Source organism: Enterobacter sp. PL_is511 (genome assembly GCF_055816065.1).
Genome location: NZ_JBVPGP010000021.1, coordinates 219,149 through 241,616, shown reverse-complemented (window position 1 = coordinate 241,616; position 22,468 = coordinate 219,149). Strand labels below are relative to the sequence as shown.

General features: G+C 56.7%; 23 protein-coding genes. 13 read left to right on the top strand and 10 right to left on the bottom strand.

All coding sequences use genetic code 11. The annotated features are described in order from the left end of the window. Positions 1-156 precede the first annotated feature (156 nt). The 4 genes from AC0TN7_RS10495 (at position 157) to AC0TN7_RS10480 (ending at position 4,602) form a co-directional block, all read left to right on the top strand. The gene (locus AC0TN7_RS10495; RefSeq protein WP_048991281.1) at positions 157-1,587 is read left to right on the top strand and encodes a 6-phospho-beta-glucosidase; all 1,431 of its coding nucleotides are present in this window, start codon (positions 157-159) and stop codon (positions 1,585-1,587) included. 215 nt (positions 1,588-1,802) lie between these two features. Continuing rightward, positions 1,803-2,429, top strand: coding sequence for a uracil phosphoribosyltransferase (gene upp / locus AC0TN7_RS10490; protein WP_008501641.1), 627 nt, complete (start codon positions 1,803-1,805; stop codon positions 2,427-2,429). A gap of 86 nt (positions 2,430-2,515) precedes the next feature. Continuing rightward, the gene (gene uraA, locus AC0TN7_RS10485; protein ID WP_017692944.1) at positions 2,516-3,805 is read left to right on the top strand and encodes a uracil permease; all 1,290 of its coding nucleotides are present in this window, start codon (positions 2,516-2,518) and stop codon (positions 3,803-3,805) included. Between the two features lie 95 nt (positions 3,806-3,900). Further along, positions 3,901-4,602, top strand: a complete 702-nt coding sequence (locus AC0TN7_RS10480; protein ID WP_166792068.1) for a DnaA inactivator Hda — start codon at positions 3,901-3,903, stop codon at positions 4,600-4,602. Between the two features lie 88 nt (positions 4,603-4,690). Here the strand turns inward: AC0TN7_RS10480 and AC0TN7_RS10475 are convergent, their stop codons facing one another. The 3 genes from AC0TN7_RS10475 to celB are packed head-to-tail and all read right to left on the bottom strand — an operon-like array spanning position 4,691 to position 8,388. Beyond that, positions 4,691-6,109 (bottom strand): leucyl aminopeptidase family protein, encoded by a 1,419-nt coding sequence (locus AC0TN7_RS10475; protein ID WP_473702157.1) that lies wholly within the window; start codon positions 6,107-6,109, stop codon positions 4,691-4,693. Beyond that, positions 6,109-7,065, bottom strand: coding sequence for a glycosylasparaginase (locus AC0TN7_RS10470; protein ID WP_024907561.1), 957 nt, complete (start codon positions 7,063-7,065; stop codon positions 6,109-6,111). Before AC0TN7_RS10470 ends, AC0TN7_RS10475 begins: the two co-directional genes overlap by 1 nt. A gap of 3 nt (positions 7,066-7,068) precedes the next feature. Further along, complete coding sequence (gene celB, locus AC0TN7_RS10465) at positions 7,069-8,388, bottom strand: PTS cellobiose transporter subunit IIC (RefSeq protein ID WP_024907562.1); 1,320 nt, start codon at positions 8,386-8,388, stop codon at positions 7,069-7,071. 146 nt (positions 8,389-8,534) lie between these two features. Here celB and AC0TN7_RS10460 point away from each other — a divergent pair, with 146 nt between their 5' ends. After that, the gene (locus AC0TN7_RS10460; protein ID WP_473702128.1) at positions 8,535-9,359 is read left to right on the top strand and encodes a transposase family protein; all 825 of its coding nucleotides are present in this window, start codon (positions 8,535-8,537) and stop codon (positions 9,357-9,359) included. On the opposite strand, the gene arsC is transcribed toward AC0TN7_RS10460, so the two are convergent. Beyond that, positions 9,356-9,712: an arsenate reductase (glutaredoxin) gene (gene arsC, locus AC0TN7_RS10455; RefSeq protein ID WP_473702127.1), complete on the bottom strand. Its 357-nt coding sequence runs from the start codon at positions 9,710-9,712 to the stop codon at positions 9,356-9,358. The two genes, AC0TN7_RS10460 and arsC, sit on opposite strands and share 4 nt — an antisense overlap. A gap of 18 nt (positions 9,713-9,730) precedes the next feature. Further along, complete coding sequence (gene bepA, locus AC0TN7_RS10450) at positions 9,731-11,194, bottom strand: beta-barrel assembly-enhancing protease (protein WP_473702126.1); 1,464 nt, start codon at positions 11,192-11,194, stop codon at positions 9,731-9,733. A gap of 221 nt (positions 11,195-11,415) precedes the next feature. Between bepA and AC0TN7_RS10445 the strand changes: the two genes are divergently transcribed. After that, positions 11,416-12,480: an AI-2E family transporter gene (locus tag AC0TN7_RS10445; RefSeq protein WP_061714661.1), complete on the top strand. Its 1,065-nt coding sequence runs from the start codon at positions 11,416-11,418 to the stop codon at positions 12,478-12,480. 95 nt (positions 12,481-12,575) lie between these two features. Here AC0TN7_RS10445 and bcp read toward each other — a convergent pair whose 3' ends face one another. After that, entirely contained in the window at positions 12,576-13,046 is a 471-nt protein-coding gene (bcp, locus tag AC0TN7_RS10440; RefSeq protein ID WP_008501635.1) for a thioredoxin-dependent thiol peroxidase, read from the bottom strand. Continuing rightward, positions 13,046-13,615, bottom strand: a complete 570-nt coding sequence (locus AC0TN7_RS10435) for a glycine cleavage system transcriptional repressor (protein WP_023325845.1) — start codon at positions 13,613-13,615, stop codon at positions 13,046-13,048. The genes bcp and AC0TN7_RS10435 overlap by 1 nt, the downstream gene beginning before the upstream one ends. A gap of 145 nt (positions 13,616-13,760) precedes the next feature. Between AC0TN7_RS10435 and dapA the strand changes: the two genes are divergently transcribed. The 6 genes from dapA (at position 13,761) to ypfH (ending at position 20,218) form a co-directional block, all read left to right on the top strand. Next, positions 13,761-14,639 (top strand): 4-hydroxy-tetrahydrodipicolinate synthase, encoded by an 879-nt coding sequence (dapA, locus tag AC0TN7_RS10430; RefSeq protein ID WP_008501633.1) that lies wholly within the window; start codon positions 13,761-13,763, stop codon positions 14,637-14,639. Positions 14,640-14,655: 16 nt separating this feature from the next. Further along, positions 14,656-15,690, top strand: a complete 1,035-nt coding sequence (gene bamC / locus AC0TN7_RS10425) for an outer membrane protein assembly factor BamC (protein WP_473702125.1) — start codon at positions 14,656-14,658, stop codon at positions 15,688-15,690. 109 nt (positions 15,691-15,799) lie between these two features. After that, positions 15,800-16,513 carry a phosphoribosylaminoimidazolesuccinocarboxamide synthase gene (purC, locus tag AC0TN7_RS10420; protein WP_023332985.1) on the top strand — a complete coding sequence of 238 codons (714 nt, stop codon included), beginning with the start codon at positions 15,800-15,802 and terminating at the stop codon, positions 16,511-16,513. Between the two features lie 120 nt (positions 16,514-16,633). Continuing rightward, positions 16,634-17,503, top strand: a complete 870-nt coding sequence (gene ypfJ, locus AC0TN7_RS10415; RefSeq protein ID WP_023308754.1) for a KPN_02809 family neutral zinc metallopeptidase — start codon at positions 16,634-16,636, stop codon at positions 17,501-17,503. Then, entirely contained in the window at positions 17,503-19,449 is a 1,947-nt protein-coding gene (locus AC0TN7_RS10410; protein ID WP_473702124.1) for a tRNA(Met) cytidine acetyltransferase TmcA, read from the top strand. Before ypfJ ends, AC0TN7_RS10410 begins: the two co-directional genes overlap by 1 nt. Before the next feature lie 73 nt (positions 19,450-19,522). Further along, a complete protein-coding gene (gene ypfH / locus AC0TN7_RS10405; protein ID WP_024907569.1) occupies positions 19,523-20,218 on the top strand; it encodes an esterase in 696 nt (231 codons plus the stop codon). Positions 20,219-20,256: 38 nt separating this feature from the next. Here ypfH and AC0TN7_RS10400 read toward each other — a convergent pair whose 3' ends face one another. The 3 genes from AC0TN7_RS10400 to AC0TN7_RS10390 are packed head-to-tail and all read right to left on the bottom strand — an operon-like array spanning position 20,257 to position 21,967. Further along, positions 20,257-20,454 (bottom strand): YpfN family protein, encoded by a 198-nt coding sequence (locus AC0TN7_RS10400; RefSeq protein ID WP_014171111.1) that lies wholly within the window; start codon positions 20,452-20,454, stop codon positions 20,257-20,259. A gap of 24 nt (positions 20,455-20,478) precedes the next feature. Further along, complete coding sequence (gene dapE / locus AC0TN7_RS10395; protein WP_208763146.1) at positions 20,479-21,606, bottom strand: succinyl-diaminopimelate desuccinylase; 1,128 nt, start codon at positions 21,604-21,606, stop codon at positions 20,479-20,481. A 10-nt stretch (positions 21,607-21,616) separates the two neighbouring features. Next, on the bottom strand, positions 21,617-21,967 hold the full coding sequence (locus AC0TN7_RS10390; RefSeq protein WP_024907571.1) for an ArsC family reductase: 351 nt from the start codon (positions 21,965-21,967) through the stop codon (positions 21,617-21,619). Positions 21,968-22,354: 387 nt separating this feature from the next. On the opposite strand from AC0TN7_RS10390, the gene ypfM reads away from it, so the two are divergent. Then, a complete protein-coding gene (gene ypfM, locus AC0TN7_RS10385) occupies positions 22,355-22,414 on the top strand; it encodes a protein YpfM (protein ID WP_015572204.1) in 60 nt (19 codons plus the stop codon). Positions 22,415-22,468: the final 54 nt, after the last annotated feature.

Genomic DNA, 22,468 nt, shown 5'->3' with positions numbered 1-22,468 from the left:
GCAGCCTGCCAGTGCGCCCAAACTTGCGTCTGTTCACGAAAATGAAACCGGTTTCGGTATTCTCCTTGCAACCCGAAACGGCTTTGCACATCATTCAACTGAAACCGGTTTCTGTAATTGTTTTTGCAGAAAATAACGCAGAATGAGGGAAAGTGAATGTCAGGATTTAAAGCAGATTTTCTGTGGGGCGGTGCGGTTGCGGCGCACCAGCTCGAAGGCGGCTGGAAAGAGGGCGGCAAGGGGGTGAGTGTGGCCGATGTGATGACCGCAGGCGCGCACGGCGTGCCGCGTGAAATCACCAACGGCGTGCTGGACGGGAAAAACTACCCTAACCATGAAGCCATCGATTTCTACCACCGCTATAAAGAAGACATCAAACTCTTTGCCGAGATGGGGTTCAAATGCTTCCGCACCTCTATTGCCTGGACGCGGATCTTCCCGAAAGGCGACGAGCTTGAGCCGAACGAGGCAGGCCTGAAATTCTATGACGACCTGTTCGACGAGTGTCTGAAGCACGGCATCGAACCGGTTATTACCCTGTCTCACTTCGAGATGCCGTTCCATCTGGTCACGGAATACGGCGGCTGGCGCAATCGTAAGCTGATCGACTTCTTCGTTCGTTTTGCAAAAGTGGTTTTCCAGCGCTATCAGCACAAGGTGAAGTACTGGATGACCTTTAACGAGATCAACAACCAGGCCAACTTCCACGAAGACTTTGCCCCATTCACCAACTCGGGGCTGAAGTACGCGCCGGGCGAAGATCGCGAGCCGGTAATGTTCCAGGCCGCGCACTATGAGCTGGTGGCCAGCGCGCTGGCGGTGAAGGCGGGGCGCGAGATTAACCCGTCCCTGCAGATCGGCTGCATGATTGCCATGTGTCCTATCTATCCACTGACCTGCGCGCCGGACGATATGATGATGGCGATGAATGCCATGCACCGCCGCTACTGGTTCACCGACGTGCACGTGCGCGGCAAGTACCCGCAGCATCTGCTCAACTACTTCGAACGTCGCGGCTTCGCGCTGGATATTACCGAAGAAGATAAAGCGGCGCTGACGCAGGGCTGCGTGGACTACATCGGGTTTAGCTATTATATGTCCTTCGCCACCAAGGCGACGGCGGACAACCCGCAGCTGGATTACGACGAGAGCAAGAGCCTGGTCTCTAACCCGTACGTGCAAAAATCCGACTGGGGCTGGCAGATTGACCCGGTGGGGCTGCGCTACTCCCTCAACTGGTTCTGGGATCACTACCAGCTGCCGCTGTTTATCGTTGAGAACGGCTTTGGCGCAATCGACGTGCAGGAGAGCGACGGCACGGTGAACGACCAGTACCGCATTGACTACCTGGCCGCTCACATCCGCGAGATGAAAAAAGCGGTGGTGGAAGATGGTGTAGACCTGATGGGCTATACCCCGTGGGGCTGTATCGACCTGGTGTCTGCCGGTACCGGTGAAATGAAAAAACGCTACGGCTTTATCTTTGTCGATAAAGACAACGAAGGCAACGGCACGCTGAACCGCAGCAAGAAGAAGTCGTTCGACTGGTATAAGCAGGTGATTGCGAGCAACGGGGATAACCTGTAATTGTCGGGTGGCGCTAACGCTTACCCGACCTACAATACACGTAGGCCCGCGTAAGCGCAGCGCCACCGGGCAGAACCCGCACCCAAGCCGGAACTCAGCCTCCGGCTTTTTTGTCTTTGCTTGATCCCTGTCAAGCAACATGGGTATGGCCTAATCCGAAAAAAGCGGTATAATCCCGCGATTTTTTTGCGGATGCCATTCAGAGGAGAAAGAGAATGAAGATTGTGGAAGTGAAACACCCACTCGTTAAACACAAGTTGGGCCTGATGCGTGAGCATGACATCAGCACGAAGCGTTTTCGCGAACTGGCCTCTGAAGTCGGCAGCCTGCTGACCTACGAAGCGACCTCCGATCTGGAAACGGAAAAAGTCACCATCGAAGGCTGGAACGGCCCGGTGCAGGTTGAGCAGATCAAAGGTAAGAAAATTACCGTTGTGCCAATCCTGCGTGCCGGTCTCGGCATGATGGAAGGCGTGCTGGAGCACGTGCCAAGCGCGCGCATCAGCGTGGTGGGGATCTACCGTAACGAAGAAACCCTCGAGCCGGTTCCTTACTTCCAGAAGCTGGTGTCCAACATCGACGAGCGTATGGCGCTGGTGGTTGACCCGATGCTGGCAACCGGCGGTTCAATGATTGCCACCATCGACCTGCTGAAAAAAGCGGGCTGCAGCAGCATTAAAGTGCTGGTGCTGGTTGCGGCACCGGAAGGGATCGCGGCGCTGGAAAAAGCGCACCCGGACGTTGAGCTGTATACCGCCTCTATCGACCAGGGCCTGAACGAGCACGGGTACATCATCCCGGGGCTCGGCGATGCCGGCGATAAGATCTTTGGTACGAAATAATCGAATAACGATAAATAAGCCGACTTTGATAGTCGGCTTTTTTTTGAATAAAACACCAACAACGATACTACTCAGAGGAAAACACTATGACGCGCCGTGCTATCGGGGTGAGTGAAAGACCGCCGCTTTTACAGACTATCCCGCTTAGTTTGCAGCACCTGTTCGCCATGTTTGGCGCAACCGTGCTGGTGCCAATCCTGTTCCACATTAACCCGGCTACCGTGCTGCTGTTCAACGGCATCGGTACGCTGCTGTACCTCTTCATCTGTAAAGGCAAAATTCCGGCGTATCTCGGGTCGAGCTTCGCCTTTATCTCGCCGGTGTTGCTGTTGCTGCCGCTGGGTTATGAGGTCGCGCTGGGCGGCTTTATCATGTGTGGCGTGCTGTTCTGCCTGGTCTCCTTCATTGTGAAGAAAGCCGGTACCGGCTGGCTGGACGTGATGTTCCCCCCTGCAGCGATGGGCGCCATCGTGGCCGTCATCGGTCTCGAACTGGCGGGCGTCGCGGCGAATATGGCCGGTCTGCTGCCTGCTGACGGCCAGTCACCGGATTCCAAAACCATTATCATCTCGCTGGTGACCCTGGGCGTAACGGTGTTTGGTTCCGTGCTGTTCCGCGGTTTCATGGCGATTATCCCGATCCTGATCGGCGTGCTGGCGGGCTACGCGCTCTCCTTTGTAATGGGCGTGGTGGACACCACTCCGATTGCCGAGGCGCACTGGTTTGCCCTGCCAACCTTCTATACGCCACGCTTCGAATGGTTTGCGATTTTCACCATTCTGCCTGCGGCGCTGGTGGTGATTGCGGAGCACGTCGGCCACCTGGTGGTAACGGCGAACATCGTTAAGCGCGATTTAATCCGCGACCCGGGTCTGCACCGCTCCATGTTTGCGAACGGTTTCTCCACCATCATCTCCGGTTTCTTTGGTTCTACGCCAAACACCACCTACGGTGAAAACATCGGCGTGATGGCGATTACCCGCGTCTACAGCACCTGGGTTATCGGCGGCGCGGCGATCATCGCCATTCTGCTCTCCTGCGTCGGTAAGCTGGCGGCAGCGATTCAGATCATCCCCGTTCCGGTGATGGGCGGCGTTTCTCTGCTGCTGTACGGCGTGATCGGTGCCTCCGGTATTCGCGTGCTGATTGAATCCAAAGTGGATTACAGCAAGGCGCAGAACCTGATCCTGACCTCCGTGATCCTGATTATCGGCGTGAGCGGCGCGAAGGTGCACATCGGCGCGGCCGAGCTGAAAGGCATGGCGCTGGCAACCATCGTCGGCGTGGGCCTGAGCCTGATTTTCAAGCTGATCTCCGTGATCCGTCCGGAAGAGGTGGTGCTGGACGCTGACGAAAGCGAAAAAGCACCACATTGATCCTTTAACCGGGTGGACGATCCGCCCGGTTCTCTCCTTGCAGGTTCCGTGCTAAACTCCGTTCCGATTTTATGTAAGATCTGGTTGAGGTACTTCTGAACGGACCGGCACAGCTCTCTCTGCCACTCTATCTCCCTGACGACGAAACTTTCGCGAGTTTCTGGCCGGGTGATAACCCCTCTTTACTGGCTGCACTGCAAAACGTGCTGCGCCAGGAACACAGCGGATACATCTATATCTGGTCACGCGAAGGCGCGGGGCGCAGCCACCTGCTGCATGCCGCCTGCGCGGAGCTTTCGGCGCGCGGCGATGCGGTAGGCTACGTGCCGCTGGATAAACGTACCTGGTTCGTGCCTGAGGTGCTTGAGGGAATGGAACATCTTTCGCTGGTGTGCATTGATAATATCGAATGCGTGGCGGGGGATGAGCCGTGGGAAATGGCGATCTTTAACCTCTACAACCGCATTCTGGAATCGGGGAAAACCCGGCTGCTGATTACCGGCGATCGTCCGCCTCGCCAGCTGAATCTGGGACTGCCGGATCTGGCGTCTCGCCTGGACTGGGGGCAAATCTACAAGCTTCAGCCACTGTCGGATGAAGATAAGCTTCAGGCGTTACAGCTGCGTGCAAAGCAGCGCGGGTTTGAGCTGCCGGAAGACGTGGGCCGTTTCCTGCTTAAACGACTGGATCGCGAAATGCGCACGCTGTTTGATACGCTCGATCAGCTCGATCGCGCCTCCATTACCGCCCAGCGCAAGCTGACTATCCCGTTTGTGAAAGATATTCTCAAGCTTTGAGCTTTTTGCCCGGTGTCGGCTGCGCCTTACCGGGCCTACGAAAACCTGCCGCACTTTGTAGGCCGGGTAAGGCGCAGCCGCCACCCGGCTAAAGATCTCCCATTAGATGCTCAACCAGCAGTGGAATCGGTCTTCCCGACGCCACGCTTCGTCCGTTTTCGCGCCACAGCGCCGTACCGCTGATGTCCAGATGCGCCCACGGAATAGTTGGCGGGCAGAAGTGATGCAGCAGCCACGCCGCCGAGGCGCTGATCGCCGCATTGTTGGTCGGCGTGTTGCACAGATCGGCAATCGCGCTGTCGGTCTGCTTTTTCAGCCGCGCATCCAGCGGCAGGGACCACACTTCATCGCCGCTCTGCTTACCCGCCAGCGTCAGCGCCGCGCGCAGCGGTTCATCCTGCGTCATCAGCCCGCTCAGCTCATACCCCAGCGCCTTCACGACCGCACCGGTTAAGGTGGCCATATCAATGATATAGCGCGCCTGCGGATGCCGCTGGCTGGCCCAGGCGATGGCGTCCGCCAGCACCAGTCGGCCTTCGGCATCGGTGTTGTTGATTTCAACGGTGATCCCGTTGCAGGCCGTTGCTACCGTGCCGGGCTGCATGGCGTCCGGGCCGATGGCGTTTTCCGCCAGCGCCAGCACGCCCATGATGTGTACGGGCAGCGCCAGCTCTGCGACGGTCAGCATCAGGCCCAGCACGTTAGCCGCACCGCACATGTCGTATTTCATGGTGTACATGCCCGCGCCTTCCTTCAGCCACAGGCCGCCGGTATCAAAGGTAATGCCTTTACCCACATAGCAGCGCACCGGGCCGTCGTTGACACCGTCATAATGAATCGCCAGCAGGCGCGGCGGACAGGTCGCCCCTTTGCCGACGGCGTGCAGCAGCCCCAGACCGTCCTCAACGATTTGCTTTTCATTCAGCACTTCGCACCGCAGGGCAGGGAAGGCGGCACACCGTTTTTGCGCCTCTTCCACCACAAACTGCGGCGTGCAGCGGTCGGACGGGGTATCCGCCAGACGTCGCGCCGCGACCATGCCGTGGGCGATGGCCTGCTGCTGGCGGAAAATAACCGCCAGTCGGTCCTGCTGTTCGGGTAAGCAGAGCGCGGCGATGCGCTCAAGACGGACGCTGTCGCTGGTTTCCTTCAACTGCAAATCGCTAAGCCTGTGCGCCTGATTAAAGAGAAAACGCAGCACCTGCGCCAGCACCACATCGTCGATATCAGTCACGTCCAGTATCAGCTCGGGACTGACGGGCGAGGCCAGCAGCGGGCGCAGCGCCGTCAGTAATCCTTCGGTCAGGCTATCCTGCCAGAGCGCATCGGGCAGCAGGGTGATCCGGGCAAACGGGGCGCAGCCAAAGCGGGTGTCAGCGATGCTGGCAGACTCGCGCATTTCCGCGACAAGCGCCGTTTCGGGCAAAAGCGTACAGGAGGCGGAGGCAATCAAATGGCTCTGCGGCTTCGCGTCGGAAAGCGCGGTGATAAACTGATACGTAATCATCATGACTCCTCAATCGGCGCGCGGATCCGCGCGGCATAGGCCTGCATCCACTCATCGTCTACCGCGTGATAATGCGTTTTCTCCCGCAGGCGTTCGGTACGAAAAACGGTGAGGGGCTGGCGAGCCGTCGCCACCACGAACGAAAAGGTTTTGATGTTGGTAGCGGCACCAAATTCGCCCCTGTTATTCATGCACACCACGGAGAGATCGCCCACGCGGCCAAAGCGCGACATCAGCTTGTCCTCCAGTTCGAACACCACCGAATCCGCCGCCTGCTGCGGCGTCATACCCTGCGCCATGCGGCGAACGATTTCGTAACTGGTGCAGCCTTTCATCAGATCTTCACCGACGCCCGTGGCGGTTGCGGCGCCGGTTTCGCTGTCACAGTAAAAGCCGGAGCCGATGATCGGCGAATCGCCGAGTCGACCGCGTTTTTTCATGAACAGGCCGCTGGTGGAGGTAGCGACGCTCATTGAGCCCTGTTTATCGAGGCCGATAATGCCGACGGTGTCATGTCCGTCGTAAGGGCTTAAGCCCTTATCCAGCGTTTCGCGGCAGCGTTTGCGGTAGTGCTGCATGGCGCGGTCGGTGAGCATGGTTTTGTCGGCAAAGCCCTGGCTCAGCGCCCATTCCCGCGCGCCCTGGCCGACCAGCAGGCTGTTGTAGCGCTGGCGGCTTAACGCATGCGCCACGCGCACCGGGTTGGCGATATCCACCAGGTTGCCCACGGCACCAAACGCCAGCGTGTCGCCGTCCATGTAGGCGGCGTCCAGCTCCACCTCACCATTTTCGGTGGGCAGCCCGCCGTAGCCGACGGATTTATAAAACGGAAAGTCTTCGACAGCGGCGACGGCATCCACCACCGCTGCCGAGACCGGTTTCCCCGCAGCCAGCGCAGATGCAGACTCGGTGACGCCTTCAAGCGCCATTCGCCAGGTCGCGATAATTCCCCACATGCGTTACTCCTGTTTTGCAAGGGTGGTGTCGGTTTGCGTAACGGTGGCCATTTCCGCCGCGCGGTACTGTTTGTCCACGATACGCATAAAAGGCAGATACAGCATGGCGCCAATCAGCAGGTTGATCAGCTGCATCACGCTGCCGCTCAGGTGACCGGTGACGATAAAACCGCTGATGACCGGCGGCAGCGTCCAGGGAATAAACACCCCGGTGGTGACGGCAACCGCGCCAATCTTCATCGCCGCATACTGCACGGTGACCAGCACCAGCGGCACCAGGTTGAACGGGATAAGCATGATCGGGTTCATGATCACCGGCAGGCCAAACAGGATCGGTTCGTTGATGTTAAACACCGATGCCCCGGCGCCGAGGCGCGCCACTTCACGCATGTTTTTGCTGCGGGCGAAAATCAGCATTGCAATCACCAGCGACAGCGTGGCCCCCGCGCCGCCCATCCAGATCATGTCAAAAAACTGTTCGGTGATAATGTGCGGCGGCGTCGTGCCTGCCTGAATCGCGGCGATGTTGTCGGTCTGGTTCTCCATCCACAGCGGTCGAATGATGCCGTTGATCATCGAGCCGGAGTTAATGCCCACGGACCACAGAATGGTGATGCTGAACACCGTCATCAGCGCGCCAAAGTATGAGGTGCCATAGTGGCGCACCGGCGTGGCAACCACTTCGTAAATAAACTGGTGGATGGTGTTGTAGTGGGTGTTTTCAAACACGATGCGGATACCCAGCACCAGAATCATCACCAGCAGGGCCGGGATCAGCGCGGCGAACGACTCCTGCACCGCCGGAGGCACGCCGTCCGGCATTTTGATCACCAGTTTTTTGCGCTTGAGCCAGCAGAACAGCTCCGTCCAGAGCAGGGAACCAATCATCGCCACGAACAGCCCTTTGCTGCCAATCCATTCCACCGGAATGACGGTAATACCGCCGTTCTCCGCCACTTTGATAAAGGGCGTCAGGATGAGAAAGGCGACCAGCGCCAGGATGCCGCAGGAGATGCGATCCTCGCCATAGTGTTCCGCCAGGCGGAAGGCGACCAGGAAGCTGATGAACAGCGACATGGTGGAGAACACCGCGTTGAACGGGATTTCGATAATGGCGCTCCAGCTCTCACCAAAGGCCTGAGACATAAACTGTTGATAGGCTTGATTCGGGAACGACGAGATCACCAGCAGAATAGAGCCGACGATGATAAACGGCATGAAGGAGACGTAGGCGCCGCGAATGGCCCCGAGATGCCGCTGCTGGGCCGTTTTGGCCGCCAGCGGCATCAGTTTTGCTTCAAGAAATCCCAGAACATTGTTCATTGTGAACTCCGTACAAGATTGAGGGGTGTTGTTTGTGTTATGTCTGAGGATTATCAGTGAAGCGTGGCGAGCGAAAGGTGAAATCGGTCACAAAGCAATCGCTGGTATAGTATAAATCTCACAAGATTGGTTCTGAGGATCCTGCGATGGAAATTAAACTGCATGCTAATGCCACCACGACGCCGCGCATCCGTCGCTATCTTCAGCAATCAGATAAAAGCGACAGAGAGCTGGCCGTTGAGCTGGGGATCTCGATCACTACAGTCAGGCGCTGGCGTAACCGCGACCAGGTTTCGGATAACCACACGACGCCAAAAGTGATACACAAAGCATTGAGACAGGAGCAGGTTGCGCTGGTCAATGCCCTGCGGGATATCACGGGTGCCCCGCTGGACGAACTGCTGCAGATGGTCAATAACGGACTCGGGATCGCCGTATCCCGCGCGACCCTGAACCGCTACCTCAAACCGGCTTCGGTAAAGCAGAAGGGCGCGACGTTGCAGGGGAAAAAGGCGCTGAGGGCAGGTATCGTGCCGCAAAAACTCCTGTTACATCATCAGCCTCTGTCTCTGCATATGGACGATGGCGGTGAACAGCATCTGCTCTGGGCGCGTGAACCCGTGAGCGGCTGGTGCTCCGCCCGGCTGTACGCGGGCATTTCTCCACAGCTGCTGGTCCACTGGGTGAACGACGTGCTGGAAGCCTGTCCGGCTGATATTCAATCTATTGAGACTTTTGGTTTCGAGGTGAAGCTTGAGAAACGCAATAACGCCGTGACAGTGCATCCACAGCAATTCCCCGCCGTTCAGGTTGCTCCGCCGCTATGCGACATCATTCCACGTCTGAACAGTGAACCGGCAGGCGAGCTGCTGATCCAGCTGTGCGAATTTTACAACCGGGAGAAAGCCCAGAAAAAGTTGGGAGAGAGTACGCCGCAGGCCTTTCTGGAAGCGCTGCGGCATAAGGACTAGAGGATCTCGAGCACGTCTTCCGGCGGGCGTCCAATGCGCGCCTGGCCGTTCGCCACCACAATCGGGCGCTCAATCAGCTTTGGATTTTCAACCATCGCCTGGACCAGCTCAGCCTCGGTGAGACGGCTGTCATCCAGGTTAAGCGACTTATACAGATCTTCTTTCTGGCGCATCAGTTCTCTTGCACTGCCCATTCCCAGCATGTGCAGCAGCTGGCGGAGGGTTTGCGCGTCAGGTGGGGTGTCAAGATACAGCACCACCTCCGGCTCAGCGCCGTTAGACTTTAACAGGCTCAGGGTATCGCGGCTCTTGGAGCAGCGAGGGTTATGATAGATTTTTACGGCGTCTGTCATGACGTGAATTCTCCTTTATTACATCTTCTCGTACGGCTTAAAGCGCTGCTGCAGGCCACGTAGCTGATCGATACGCGCGTCGTAGCGAGCCTGCTGGAGGCTGCCGAGTTTGACCTGCGAGCTGGCGCTGCTGAGCGCGGAAATCGCCTGATCGAGACGGCCCACCAGGGCAAAACCTTCGGCACGCGCTGCCAGCTCCTGATCGCGGTTGCCGAGCTGGGCTTCCGCCTGAGCGAGCAGATCCCAGCCGTTTTGATCGTCTTTATTATTAAAGGTGTAGCGGTTGAGGATGGTCGCCGCCTCGCCGGGCTGGCCGCCCTGCAAGTAAGCGTTCGCCAGGTTAAGCTGCAGCACCGGGTTGGTACGGACATCTTTCGCCCCTTTCAGGCGGTTAATCGCATCGGCAGGCTTCTTCTGCCCCAGATCGATATCCGTCGACAGATCGAGGTACCACGGGTTGTTCGGATCGGCTGCCAGAAGCGGCTGCAGCGCCTTACGCGCCTCGTCGTATTTGCTGGCTTCCATCGCCTGGAGCGCCTGACCATACTGCGCGGCGTTCTTCTCGCGCACGTTGCCTTTTGCCAGGGAATCCAGCAGGTCGCTGGTGAGCTGGTTACGCCCGGAATTGTACATCCCCAGGGTTCTCACCTTCGCCATGTAAAAATCCTGCGAAGACTGGACCACGACCGGACGCATCTGGTTGGCACGGTTACGCGCGTCTGACAGACGGCTCTCCGGCAGCGGGTGGGTCAACAGAATTTCCGGCGGACGGGAAGAGTAACGCGCCTGATCGAGCAGTTTTTCGAGGAAGCTCGGCATGGCCTGCGGGTCAAAGCCCGAACGCTGTAACACCTGAATGCCGATGCGGTCCGCTTCCTGCTCGTTCTGCTGGGTGAAGCTGATCATCCCCTGACGCGTTCCCGCCAGCGTACCGGTCAGGGCCGCCATCCCGGCCTGCGGGCTGGCCATCGCCAGCAGAATAGAGCCCAGTGCACCCACCCAGGTGAGGGGGGCGTTACGTTTCTGGTCTTCCATCGCACGCGCCAGATGACGCTGGGTGACGTGCGAAATTTCGTGCGCCATTACCGAGGCCAGCTGGCTTTCGTTGTCAGAGTAACGGAATAACGCCGAATGCAGCACCACGTTACCGCCAAAGAAGGCGAAGGCGTTGATTTCGTCGTTATTGATTAAATAGAAATGGAAGGGGGTTTTTACCGAGTCGGCGTGCGAAACCAGACGCATCCCCAGCCCGTTAATGTACTGTACCAGCAAAGGGTCGTTAATCAGCGGGGCGCTGCCGCGCAGCTGGCGAACATAGTAATCCCCCATTTGCATCTCTTGCCCAATAGAGAGCGTGCTTCCTGCTGTGGTGCCCATGTCCGGCAATGTATCGGACGAGTCAGCAAAAGCGGGCAACACCTGACCGACCGTCACCGCGGCAATCAGTGTCGCAACCAGTGTTTTTCTCAACTGCCTGAACATAACCACTGTCCTGTATGTTGGATGTGCTAATTTGACCGATGAACCGGTATATCGTTCATCTCTGCTGCTTTGGGAGTGTAGCCGTGTTGTAGCATGAAGAAAATCCCATTCATCAGGCTTTTGCGGATTGTGATCGGGATACAAAAAGCGAAAGTCTTTTTTGTGACAGTTAGATACAATTCATCGTCTCACTCCCGCCATTCGATTCAGGGAAGGGTTGTATGCTAGAAATGTTAATGCAGTGGTACCGGCGTCGGTTCAGCGACCCGGAAGCCATTGCTTTGTTGGTTATTCTGGTTGCCGGGTTCGGTATTCTGTTCTTCTTCAGCGGCCTGCTCGCGCCCCTGCTGGTGGCGATTGTGCTGGCGTACCTGCTGGAGTGGCCAACGGTGCGCCTGGAGCACATCGGCTGTTCCCGTCGCTGGGCGACCAGCATCGTGCTGGTGCTGTTTGTCGGCATCCTGCTGTTAATGGCCTTTGTAGTGATGCCGGTTGCCTGGCAGCAGGGGATCTACCTTATTCGCGATATGCCCGGCATGCTGAACAAGCTTTCTGATTTTGCCGCCACGCTGCCGCGCCGTTACCCAGCCCTGATGGATGCCGGGATTATCGACGCGATGGCGGAAAATATGCGCGCCCGCATCATGACGATGGGCGATTCGGTGGTGAAATACTCTCTGGCCTCGCTGGTCGGACTGCTGACGCTGGCGGTTTACCTTGTGCTCGTGCCGCTGATGGTCTTCTTCCTGGTGAAAGATAAAGACCAGATGCTCAACGCCGTGCGCCGTATTCTGCCGCGCAACCGCGGGCTGGCGGGGCAGGTCTGGGAAGAGATGAACCAGCAGATCACCAACTACATTCGCGGCAAGGTGCTGGAGATGATTGTCGTGGGGGTCGCCACCTGGATTGGCTTCCTGATTTTCGGCCTGAACTACTCGCTGCTGCTGGCGGTGCTGGTGGGGCTGTCTGTCCTGATTCCGTATATCGGCGCGTTTGTGGTGACCATTCCGGTGGTTGGCGTGGCGCTGTTCCAGTTTGGGCTGGGGACTGAGTTCTGGAGCTGCTTCGCGGTGTATCTGATTATTCAGGGGCTGGACGGTAACCTGCTGGTACCGGTACTGTTCTCCGAAGCGGTGAACCTGCATCCGCTGGTGATTATCTTATCGGTGGTGATTTTCGGCGGGCTGTGGGGATTCTGGGGCGTGTTCTTCGCCATTCCGCTGGCGACGCTGATTAAAGCCGTGGTCCACGCCTGGCCGGATGTGCCGGCGGTGGAAGAGAAGTAGTTTTGAGCGGCCTGATGCCCTCCCCCCGACCCTCTCCCACGGGAAGAGGGGGAAAACACGAAAAACGGCAACCTGGGTTGCCGTTTTGCTGTTTATCAGGCGCTTTCTTTCAGCCAGTTCAACACCACGTCGTGGTGGTTGCTGGTTTTGAAGTCGTCAAACACGTGTTCAACTTTTCCGTCAGCGTCAATCAGGAAGCTGATGCGGTGAATACCGTCGTAGGTTTTACCCATAAACGTCTTCTCGCCCCAGACGCCGAACTGCTCGCACACCTGATGGTCTTCATCAGAAAGCAGCGTGAAGTTCAGCAGCTCTTTTTCAGCAAATCGTGACAGCTTTTCTGGTTTATCCGTGCTGATACCCAGCACTTCCACGCCGACTTTTTTCAACTCGTCCATGTTGTCGCGTAAGCCGCAGGCCTGTACGGTGCAGCCGGGGGTCATGGCTTTCGGGTAGAAATAGACCAGAACACGCTGTCCCTGGAAGTCGGTCAAATTTACTTGCTCGCCGTCTTGATCCGGTAAGCTAAATTTCGGTGCGATGTCACCGGCTTTCAGTGGGTTCATTACTCAACTCCATCCTGTTCGTGCTGCGAATAATTGACGACGCTTATACTGCCCTGCGCGTTTAATTCTGTACAGAGGGCTTTGAACGCTTGCTCGATATTTGACGCATCCTGTGATGCAGGACTGTGCGCGGTAATTTGAATAAAGAGCGTGGGAACCGTACTTGCGTCGCCCGGCTGTGTGCGGGAAACGAGCTCGGCAATGTTCATCTGATGGCTGTCAAACAGCGCGGTGAAGCGCTCTATCAGATGGGGAGAATCAGGCACTTCAACCTGCACCCAGACGGTAGAAGGCATAGCCGGACGCGGTCGCGCCGTGGTGCGCTTCATGACAATCAGCAAATCCAGCTCGGCGCCTTTCAGCGGCAGGGTCGATTCAATCAACGTAATGGCGTTCCATGTCCCGGAAAGCAACATAATAAATGTGAACTCTTCGCCAAGCATGGCCAGACGGCTGTCTTCGATATTACATCCGCAGCTGCTTACGTGGCGGGTGATGGTGTTCACGATACCCGGCCTGTCGGCACCCAGCGCAGTGATAACCAGGTAATGTTGTGATGAGGTTGTCAAACCTGTTCTTCCTTTGCATGGTTAAGTCTTCCTAAGGAAAGCATAAAAAAAACATGCATACAACCGCCTGAGAGCCTCAGGTCGCTTGCTTTTATTACAGTTCCAAACGTAACATTGAGGCTCTTGTTCGCACAGAGGATGGCTCATGTTCACGGGAAGTATTGTCGCGCTTGTTACACCGATGGATGAAAAAGGTAATGTCTGCCGGTCAAGCATGAAGAAGCTCATTGATTACCATGTCGCCAATGGAACCTCGGCGATCGTTTCGGTAGGGACTACCGGTGAATCCGCAACGCTGAGCCACGACGAGCACGGCGATGTAGTGATGCTGACCCTGGAACTGGCTGACGGACGTATTCCGGTCATCGCGGGAACTGGGGCTAATGCAACCGCAGAAGCTATCAGCCTGACCAAACGTTTTAACGACAGCGGCATCGTTGGCTGTCTGACGGTGACCCCTTATTACAACCGTCCTACTCAGGAAGGTTTGTTCCAGCACTTCAAAGCCATCGCTGAGCATACTGACTTGCCACAAATTCTGTATAATGTGCCGTCCCGTACCGGTTGCGATATGCTGCCGGAAACCGTTGGTCGTCTCTCGGAAGTAAAAAATATTATCGGTATTAAAGAGGCGACAGGGAACTTAAGCCGCGTTCATCAGATCAAAGAGCTGGTTTCAGACGACTTTATCCTGTTGAGTGGTGATGATGCGACCGCGCTGGACTTTATGCAGCTCGGTGGCCATGGCGTGATTTCCGTAACGGCAAACGTTGCGGCGCGCGATATGGCTGAAATGTGCAAACTGGCCGCAGCCGGTCACTTTGATGAAGCGCGTGTCATAAATCAGCGTCTGATGCCGCTGCACAATAAATTATTTGTCGAACCCAATCCAATCCCAGTGAAATGGGCATGTAAGGAGTTGGGGCTTGTAGCAACCGATACGCTGCGTCTGCCAATGACACCGATTACCGACCACGGTCGTGACATCGTCAGAGCGGCGCTGAAGCATGCCGGTTTGCTGTAGAGTTTAGGGAGATTTGATGGCTTATTCAGTACAGAAGTCGCGCCTGGCGAAGGTTGCGAGTGTTTCGCTTGTTATGCTGCTCGCTGCCTGTAGTTCAGACTCGCGCTACAAGCGCCAGGTGAGCGGTGATGAATCCTATCTGGATGCGACCCCGCTTGCTGAACTTCACGCACCGGCTGGTATGATCCTGCCGATTCAGAACGGCGATTATAATATTCCCGTGACCAACGGCAGCGGCCTGGTCGGTAAAGCGCTTGATATTCGTCCGCCAGCACAGCCTCTGGCGCTGGTTAACGGGGCGCGTACCCAGTTCACCGGTGATACGGCGTCTCTGATGGTTGAGAGCGCGCGCGGTAGCACGCTGTGGCCGCAGGTTGTCAGCGTCATTCAGTCGAAGAACTACACCATCGATAAACGCGATGACGCCAGCCAGACGTTAACCACCGACTGGATCGAGTGGAACCGTCTGGATGAAGACCAGCAGTACCGCGGTCGTTATCAAGTCTCCGTAAAACCACAGGGTTACCAGCAGGCGGTCAACGTTAAGCTGTTGAACCTGGAGCAGGCGGGTAAACCGGTTGCGGATGCCGCGTCCCTGCAGCGTTACAGCACCGAAATGCTGAACGTGATTGCCGCGGGTCTGGATAAAACCGCGACCGATGCCGCCAACGCCGCGCAGAGCCGCAACGGTGTGACCTTCGATGTGCAAAGCGGTGCGGATGATACCGGCCTGCCAATGCTGGTGGTTCGTGCGCCGTTTAACCAGACCTGGCAGCGTTTGCCAGCGACGCTGGAAAAAGTGGGCATGAAAGTGACCGACAGCATCCGCTCAACCGGTAGCATGACGGCAACCTATAAGCCGCTCTCCGACAGCGCATGGCAGGAACTGGGCGCGAAAGATCCTCAGCTTGCCTCCGGTGACTACAAAATTCAGGTCGGTGACCTTGATAACCGCAGTAGCCTGCAGTTTATCGATCCGAAAGGTCACACGCTGACCCAGTCGCAGAACGATGCGCTGGTCGCGGTCTTCCAGGCAGCATTCAGCAAATAAATACGAGGGCTGGTGAATCCAGCCCTTTTTATTTTCGTGCCACGCAAACGTGTGCGTGGCATAATATGCCCAGTTTTGAACACAAATCATCACACCAGGAGTAATGAAGATGCAGAAGCAAGCTGAGTTGTATCGTGGCAAAGCGAAGACCGTATACAGCACGGAAAACCCGGATCTGTTGGTGCTCGAGTTCCGCAATGATACGTCAGCAGGGGATGGCGCACGCATTGAGCAGTTCGATCGTAAAGGCATGGTGAACAACAAGTTCAACCACTTCATTATGACCAAACTGGCCGAAGCGGGTATCCCGACCCAGATGGAAGCGTTGCTGTCCGATACGGAATGTCTGGTGAAAAAACTGGATATGGTTCCGGTTGAGTGTGTTATTCGTAACCGTGCGGCGGGCTCCCTGGTGAAGCGTCTCGGCATTGAAGAAGGTATCGAACTGAACCCACCGCTGTTCGACCTGTTCCTGAAAAACGACGCCATGCACGACCCGATGGTCAACGAATCCTACTGCGAAACCTTCGGCTGGGTGAGCAAAGAGAACCTGGCGCGTATGCAGGAGCTGACCTATAAAGCCAACGACGTGCTGAAAAAACTGTTTGATGACGCGGGCCTGATCCTCGTCGACTTCAAGCTGGAGTTTGGTCTGTTCAAAGGTGAAGTGGTGCTGGGCGATGAGTTCTCACCAGACGGTAGCCGCCTGTGGGACAAAGAAACCCTGGATAAAATGGACAAAGACCGTTTCCGTCAGAGCCTGGGGGGCCTGATTGAAGCGTACGAAGCGGTTGCTCACCGTTTAGGCGTTAAGCTCGACTAACTCCCTCACCTGCCAAAGGATGTTCGCATCCTTTGGCGTCTTACCTTTGTTTCCTATGGTAATCTTGCCGTTAACCGCCTACGATCATAGCTATTATAAATGGAATAGTTCGAGGTGGTTATGCGCTGGCAAGGGCGTCGTGAAAGTGACAATGTAGAAGACAGACGCAGTGATGGTGGCGGCGGTCCTTCAATGGGGGGGCCCGGCTTCCGGTTACCCAGCGGCAAGGGCGGCATCATCCTGCTGATTGTGGTGTTAGTCGCGGGTTACTACGGCGTTGACCTCACCGGGTTGATGACCGGTCAGCCGCTGCAACAGCAGCAGCATTCTCAGCGCTCCATCAGCCCGAATGAAGATGAAGCGGCCAAATTTACCTCCGTTATTCTCGCCACAACAGAAGACACCTGGAGTCAGCTGTTTGAGAAAATGGGGCGTACCTACCAGCAGCCGAAGCTGGTGATGTACCGGGGGGCAACCCGCACCGGATGCGGCACCGGACAATCCGTGATGGGGCCGTTCTACTGCCCGGCAGACGGTACCGTCTATATCGATCTCTCTTTTTACGATGACATGAAACGCAAGCTTGGTGCCGACGGTGATTTTGCTCAGGGCTACGTGATCGCACATGAGGTTGGCCATCACGTGCAAAAGCTGCTGGGGATTGAGCCAAAAGTACGCCAGCTGCAGCAAAATGCGTCTCAGGCTGAAGTGAACCGCCTCTCCGTCAAAATGGAGCTGCAGGCGGACTGCTTCGCGGGCGTCTGGGGTCACAGCATGCAGCAGCAGGGCGTGCTGGAATCCGGCGATCTTGAGGAGGCGTTAAATGCCGCTCAGGCGATCGGTGACGACCGTCTTCAGCAGCAGAGCCAGGGGCGCGTCGTACCGGACAGCTTCACACACGGTACCTCACAGCAGCGCTACAGCTGGTTTAAACGCGGTTTCGACAGCGGCGACCCGGCGCAGTGTAATACCTTCGGCAAAGCGATGTAATGCTGGCGTTTGATCAGCTGATACGCGAGCTTGAGCGCACCGGCCATCGTCGGCTGGTGGTGCTCAGCGGTGAGGCGCAGTGGACGTTAAGCCAGGCGGTTGCCCTGCGTGACGCCTTGCCCGGAGACTGGGTAAGGCTTCACGAACATCCTTCAAAAGCCATCAGCGGCCTGCTGGGACGCGAGTTCCGGCATGCCGTTTTTGACGCCAGCACCGGGTTTGATGTCGCCGCGTTTGCCGCCCTGAGTGGAACGCTGAGCGCCGGAAGCCTTCTGGTGCTGCGGGTTCCGCCGCTTGCTGACTGGGCCGACAGGCCTGACAGCGATTCTTTGCGCTGGAGCGACAGCGCGGAGCCGATCGCCACTCCACACTTTGTGCACCACTTCTGCCGGACGCTTGCCGCCGATTCGGATGCGATTGTCTGGCATCAGCATCGTCCCTTGTCCGTTCCAGTTGCGCCGGATTTACCCGCCTGGCAGCCTGCCAGCGGCGCACCGCAGCGCGAGCAGGCGGAGATCCTTGACGCGCTTCTGACCATGCCTGCGGGCATCGCAGCCGTAACGGCACCGCGCGGGCGCGGAAAGTCAGCGCTGGCGGGGATGCTGCTCAGTCGCATTCAGGGGAGTGCGGTGGTTACTGCACCGGCTAAAGGGGCAACGGATGTCATTGCGCGCTTTGCGGGCGAGCATTTCCACTTTATGGCTCCGGACGCGCTGTTGGCCTCTTCACGCCAGGCTGACTGGCTGATTGTCGATGAAGCCGCTGCGATCCCGGGTCCGCTGCTGGAGAAGCTGGTGACGCGTTTTCCGCGCGTAGTGTTAACCACCACGGTCCAGGGCTATGAGGGGACGGGCAGGGGATTCCTGCTGAAGTTCTGCGCTCGTTTCAGTAGATTGCGGCATTATGCCTTATCGACCCCCATTCGCTGGGCTGCCGGATGCCCGCTTGAGCGATTCGTGGCGAATGCGCTGTTATTTGATGATGCGCTTATCGATCGCAAACCGGAAGGCGACGTGCGTATAACGCCGCTGGCGCCGCGGATGTGGGAGAGTGACCCGGCACGCGTGGCAAGCGTTTATGAACTGCTGTGTGCTGCACACTACCGTACTTCACCGCTCGATTTACGCCGGATGATGGACGCGCCCGGCCAGCACTTTGCTGTTGCCGGGACGGAGGCAGAGATTGCCGGCGCGCTCTGGCTGGTGGAAGAGGGCGGGCTGTCCCCTGAGCTTAGCCGCGCCGTGTGGGCGGGATACCGGCGTCCACGCGGGAATCTCGTGGCGCAGTCGCTGGCGGCGCACGGCGGATCGCCACTCGCGGCGACGCTGAAAGGGCGACGGGTTAGCCGCATTGCGGTTCACCCCCTGCGCCAGCGGGAAGGCATCGGGCAACGGCTTATCCGTAGCGCCAGCGGGGAAGACTATCTGTCGGTGAGTTTTGGTTATACCGACGAGCTGTGGCATTTCTGGCAGCAGTGTGGGTTTGTGCTGGTGCGGATGGGGAGCCATCGGGAAGCCAGCAGCGGCTGCTACACGGCGATGGCGCTGCTGCCACTGAGCGAAGCCGGGCGTCAGCTGTGCGCGCAGGAACATCAGCGTTTGTGCCGGGATATGCGCGTCCTGTCGGCCCGGAACGGTGAAAAGATCCCGGTGGAAGACGGCTGGGAAGCTACCCTTAATAGTGACGACTGGCTGGAGCTGGCGGGGTTTGCGTTTGCCCATCGGGCGTTTTCAACCTCGGTTGCCGCGCTGACGCGGTTGTTGCTCACCATTGATATGCCGCTTCCGGCCCTGCGGGGGAAAATGGCAGGGAAAGCGGATGAGGTCGGGCGAAAAGCGTTGCTGGCAAAGCTGCGCAGTGAAACCGCGCAAGCGCTTGAAAGCCTTGATTATCCGCGCTGCCAGCGGTTGAAGGAAGCCATTTTGCAATGGCAATTTTTTCAATGACTTCTTCAGTAAAGTGGCATGGTCATTCCCGCCGGGAGGCGTAGAATCCAGGTCATCTATTAAGGAGACCACCATGAAACACGACCATTTTGTTGTTCAAAGCCCTGACAAACCGGCTAAACAGTTACTGCTTCTGTTTCATGGTGTTGGCGATAATGCCGTCAATATGGGTCAGATTGGCAGCTGGTTTGCGCCCGTTTTCCCCGACGCGCTGATTGTCAGCATCGGTGGCGTTGAGCCATGCGGTCCGAACGGACGCCAGTGGTTCTCGGTTCAGGGCGTGACGGAAGAGAACCGTCAGGCGCGCATCGATGCCATCATGCCCACCTTTATCGATATCGTCCGCTACTGGCAACAGCAGAGCGGCGTGGGTGCCGACGCGACCGCGTTGATTGGCTTCTCACAGGGGTCAATCATGTCGCTGGAAAGCGTTAAAGCGCAGCCGGGTCTGGTTTCACGGGTAATCGCGTTTAACGGCCGTTTTGCGACGTTACCGACAAGCGCAACCACGCAGACCACGATCCACTTAATCCACGGCGGTGAAGACCGGGTGATCGAGCTCTCGCATGCGGTTGCTGCCCAGGAAGCGTTGATTCGCGAAGGTGGGGATGTGACGCTGGATATCGTTGACGATCTGGGCCACGCCATAGACGACCGCAGCATGCAGTTCGCGCTCGATCGTTTGCGCTATACCGTACCGAAGCACTACTTTGATGAAGCGCTCAGCGGCGGTAAGCCGGATAATGATGATATTGTTGAGTTTATGTGAGGTTATCCCCTCTCCACAGGAGAGGGGATACAGACCGATTACTTCTTCTGGTCTTTCTTCGGCCAGTCGTCGTCATCGTCCCACTTGTCGTTGAAATCACGGTGCGGGGGAAGATCCGGTTTGTTGGCGAGAAATTTTTTATGGTCAACGCGCTTAAGGTCTTTAATCACGTTAAGCAATACGCCAACCAAAAAAACCAACACCAGAATCCACCAGTACTTTGAAAGCCAATCCATTCGCTATTCCTCTCAGAGCGTTCGTCAGGCGACGATTTGCTCCATAATACGTTGATACATACGGGCCAGCAGTTGCAAATCTGCCGCATTGACACACTCATTTATTTTATGAATGGTTGCGTTTACTGGCCCCAGTTCGACAACCTGGGCGCCCATACGGGCGATAAAGCGTCCGTCTGAAGTGCCACCCGTTGTCAGCAGCTGTGGCTTAATTTCATTATAGTGCTCGATGGCGTTCACCACCGCATCCACCAGCTTACCGCGCTGCGTCAGGAACGGCTGGCCGGAAAGCCACCACTCCACGGTGTAGCGCAGCTGATATTTTTCCAGCAGGGCGATAACGCGCGCCTTGATCATCTCATCGGTCAGTTCGGTGCTGAAGCGGAAGTTAAACTGGACGAAGTAATCACCCGGGATCACGTTGTTGCTGCCGGTCCCGGCCTTGACGTTCGCAATCTGCATGCTGGTTGGTGGGAAGAATTCGTTGCCTTTATCCCACTCGATGCCCACCAGTTCGTTCAGCATCGGCGCAGCGCGATGTACCGGGTTATCGGCCAGATGCGGATACGCAACGTGCCCCTGAACGCCGTGAATGGTCAGGTTACAGGTCAGCGAGCCACGGCGCCCGTTTTTGACGACATCACCCACCACTTCGGTACTGGACGGCTCACCGACCAGGCAGTAGTCCAGACGCTCGTTGCGCGCCATCAGCGCTTCAACGACCTTCACGGTACCGTTATGGGCGCTGGCTTCTTCGTCGGAGGTTATCAAAAACGCGAGACGGTTTTTGTGGTTCGGATGCTGCGCCACAAAGCGTTCTGCCGCCACGACCATCGCCGCCAGAGAGCCTTTCATGTCTGCCGCGCCGCGACCAAACAGCATGCCATCGCGAATGGTCGGCTCAAACGGCGGGTTAATCCAGCGATCCGCATCACCTGCCGGAACGACGTCAGTATGCCCGGCAAAGGCCAGCGTTTCACCCTGGCCGCGCCACGCCCAGAAGTTCTGGGTATCGCCAAAATCCATGTGTTCAACGGTAAAACCGATGGCACGCAGGCGTTCAATCATAAGAGCCTGACAACCTGCGTCGTCCGGGCTAAGGGAAGGACGGCGAATAAGCTGCTGAGTCAGCTCAATGACCGGGCATGACATAAACTACACCTCAACGAAAAAAGTCGGAATAAAGGGTTTCACTGAAACCCAGCAGCATAGGCTGCCCTGGCGCGCAGAGCAATGGGCGTTTGATAATTGCCGGCATCTCGAGCATCAGTTTTGCCGCGCTGTCGGCATCTTTGATGCTGGCGCGTAGAGAGTCGTCCAGTTTACGCCAGGTGGTACCGCGGGTGTTCAGCAGGGCTTCCCAGCCCAGTTCGCGAATAGCGCTATGCAGAAATTCTGCATCGAGCCCATCGGCACGGTAATCGTGGAAGCGGTACTCCACGCTGTTTGCTTCCAGCCAGCGGCGGGCTTTTTTGATGGTGTCGCAATTTTTAATGCCGTACATCACAACCATGGTGAATCCTTTTGATGTTCTGATAATTAAATGTTCAGTAAATTCGAAGATATATCCTTAAGTGGAATATAACACATTCAGGAATCGTCTGGATTAATGTGTCTTCTTAATTCGACTCACAACTGTACGCTGAATATTCTTTCATCATTTAAGCATAGATGTCCATAAACTTTAAAAACCCAATAAAGTCAGCCAATAAAATAAAACTCACCCGTCCGTAGGGTTATTTCAAAATATTGCTGGCCGTCACAAAAAATTGAGGGCTCTCCGTTCATATTTATCATAAATCCCCGCAGGACGTGGGGTACAATCACAGCAATTGGTTAAATAGTCTTCACAATGATGGTACGTTTTTGTAGAATGCGCATAATAATAAGAGAGGTTGTTATGATTGAACGTGAACTGGGGAACTGGAAAGATTTTATCGAAGGCATGCTTCGTAAATGACATTCAGTAAGAATTGCAAGAGCACTAAAATAAGTAAAATAACCATAGTGTGAA